At 66.0% G+C, this 3,116-nt stretch carries 2 protein-coding genes; both read left to right on the top strand.

The annotated features are described in order from the left end of the window. Nucleotides 1-1,546 (top strand): chaperonin GroEL (gene groL, locus AC1DHD_RS15205; RefSeq protein WP_476880515.1); only part of this gene is annotated, 1,546 nt, incomplete at its 5' end. Nucleotides 1,547-1,730: 184 nt separating this feature from the next. Continuing rightward, the coding region (locus AC1DHD_RS15200) for an acyltransferase family protein (protein WP_476880514.1) at nt 1,731-3,116 on the top strand (1,386 nt) is incomplete at its 3' end.

Below are 3,116 nucleotides of genomic sequence, written 5' to 3'. Positions count from 1 at the left end.
CGCCAACACGGTCAAGGTCACGCTTGGCCCGCGCGGCCGCAACGTCGTGCTGGACAAGAAGTGGGGCGCCCCCACGATCACCAACGACGGTGTGACCATCGCCCGCGAAGTGGAACTGGACGACCCCTACGAAAACCTTGGCGCACAGCTCGCCAAGGAGGTCGCCACCAAGACCAACGACGTCGCCGKTGACGGCACCACCACGGCCACCGTGCTGGCCCAGGCCCTGGTCAAGGAAGGCCTGCGCAACGTAGCCGCCGGCGCCGCCCCGGGCCAGATCAAGCGCGGCATCGAGGTCTCCGTCGAGGCCGTTGCAGCCCGCCTGCTCGAGAACGCCCGCCCGGTCGAGGGCACCCAGGTGGCCAACGTGGCCGCCATTTCCGCGCAGAGCGACGAGGTCGGCGAACTGCTGGCCGAGGCGTTCGGCAAGGTCGGCRAGGATGGTGTGATCACCATCGAGGAGTCCTCCACCACGCAGACCGAGCTGGTTCTCACCGAGGGCATGCAGTTCGACAAGGGCTACCTGTCTCCGTACTTCGTCACCGACGCGGAACGCCAGGAAGCAGTCCTTGAGGACGCCCTCATCCTGATCAACCAGGGCAAGATCTCCTCCGTACAGGAATTCCTGCCGCTGCTGGAGAAGGCGCTGCAGAGCTCCAAGCCGCTGTTCATCATTGCTGAAGACGTCGACGGCGAGGCTCTCTCCACGCTGATCGTCAACCGCATCCGTGGCACCCTGAACGTCGTTGCCGTCAAGRCACCGGGCTTCGGCGACCGCCGCAAGGCCATGCTGCAGGACATCGCGACCCTCACCGGCGCCCAGGTTGTGTCCCCGGAGCTGGGTCTGAGCCTGGATTCGGTTGGCCTTGAGGTGCTCGGCACCGCCCGCCGTATCACCGTGACGAAGGACAACACCACCATTGTTGACGGTGCCGGTTCCGCCGAGGACGTCGCCGCCCGCGTCGCGCAGCTGCGCGCCGAGCTGACCCGCACCGACTCGGACTGGGACAAGGAAAAGCTGCAGGAACGCCTGGCCAAGCTGGCCGGCGGCATCGGCGTGATCAAGGTCGGCGCAGCCACCGAGGTCGAGCTGAAGGAAAAGAAGCACCGCATCGAGGACGCCGTGTCCTCCACCCGCGCCGCCCTTGAAGARGGCATCGTGGCCGGCGGCGGYTCCGCCCTCATCCACGCCCTTAAGGCGCTCGACGAGGATCCGGCAGTCCAGGCGCTCGACGGCGACGCGGCAGCTGCCGTGGGCATCGTCCGCCGGGCACTGACCCAGCCGCTGCGCTGGATCGCCCAGAACGCCGGCTTCGACGGCTACGTCGTCGTCGCCAAGGTGGCCGAATCCGCCGTCAACCAGGGCTTCAACGCCAAGACCGGCGAATACGAAGACCTGATCGSSGCCGGTGTCATCGACCCSGTCAAGGTCACSCGYGCGGCCCTCCGCAACGCGGCGTCCATCGCGGCGCTGGTCCTCACCACCGAAACCCTCGTGGTGGAAAAGCCGGCCGAAGAAGACGAGCACGCCGGACACCAGCACTAAGGTTTCCGCGCACTCGCTAGGCGCAAAAGAAGGACCGGACCAGCACTGCTGGTCCGGTCCTTCTTCCGTTTGCGGCCCGTCCGTCCGAGTCCTGCCCTGGGCGGACCACCGTCATCCGGGCTCCGCGTCTACCCCGGACGGTATAGTTGCGGTTGCTATCTTGAGTATTTTTTGGGGGTTTTTCATGTCCGGAGCGGTAAGTGTTGTGTCCCCGCGCGAACCCAGGGCCGGTAGGCGTCGTGCCCCGGGACGCAAATACAGGCCGGAGATCCAGGGGCTGCGTTCGCTGGCCGTCCTGATGGTTGCCACCTATCACGTCTGGTTCGGGCGTGTGTCCGGCGGCGTCGATGTCTTTCTCCTAATCTCCGCGTTCCTGATGACGCTGCAGTTCGTGGGCCGCTACGAAAGCGGCTCGCCTATGGCCCTGCTGAAGCACTGGCTGCACCTCTTCCGGCGGCTGCTGCCCGCCGCGGCCGTGGTCATCCTGACGACTCTGCTGGCCAGTTACGTGCTGCTGCCCCGAACTCGCTTCCCGGACGTCGTCGCTCAGAGCTGGGCGTCGTTGTTCTACGCCGAAAACCGCGTACTGCAGGCGGAAGCCGTCAACTATTACGCGGCGGACCATGCCCTGGCCAGCCCACTCCAGCACTTCTGGTCGCTGTCGATCCAGGGCCAGATTTTCATCCTCTGGCCCCTCATCTTCGCCGGCACTGCCGTGGTCGCGCGCAAATACGACCTCCGGTACCGCGCGCTGCTCGCTTACATCTTCGCGGCCATCTTCCTGGTCTCGCTGACCTACTCGATCGTTTACACGGCCACCAACCAGTCGCAGGCATATTTCGACACCGGAGCGCGTCTCTGGGAATTTGCGCTCGGCACGCTGCTGGCACTGTTCCTGCCGGGACTGTCGTTCTTTTCCCGCAGGCTCCGCGTGGTCCTCGGCTGGGTGGGCGTCCTTGCGATGGTCAGCTGCGGCTTTATCCTCGACGTGGAAGGGGCGTTCCCGGGCTTCGTGGCACTGTGGCCCACACTGGCTGCCAGCTGCGTCGTCCTGGCAGGACAAACGAACAGCCGCTGGGGTATCGACCGCTTCCTCAGTTCCAAGCCCCTCGTCAAACTGGGTGACAACTCGTACGCCCTGTACTTGTGGCACTGGCCGGTTCTCGTGTTGGCCCTGACCTGGAGCGGCAAGGAACAGGCGGGCTGGCTCTCCGGCACCCTGATCATCGCCACATCCCTCGGACTCGCCTTCCTGACCACGCGCTTCATCGAGCGCCCGTGGCGGTCATGGGCATGGCCGGAAGTCCGACGACGGCGGGCCGCCCTCGCGGTCGTGCTGTGTCTCGCCGTGGTCGCCGTTCCCCTGTCCGGCGTGCAGCTCCGGCAGCACCTCCAGGCGCAGGCAGTTATGTCCGAATCGGCACGGAACAACCCCGGCGCCATCGCGCTGCTGCCGGGTTTTGTCAGTGCAGCCGACAGCGACGCCCCTGCATTGCCCCTGCCCGAACAGCTCAAGAACGATTGGGCCGGCCTCGGCAACCGCTGTACAGGTGACCTCGAGCCGGAAGAC

The organism is Arthrobacter sp. 05L45_2 (assembly GCF_056397525.1).
Note: the sequence above shows the minus strand (reverse complement) of the source record. Positions and strands in the feature narration are given on the sequence as shown.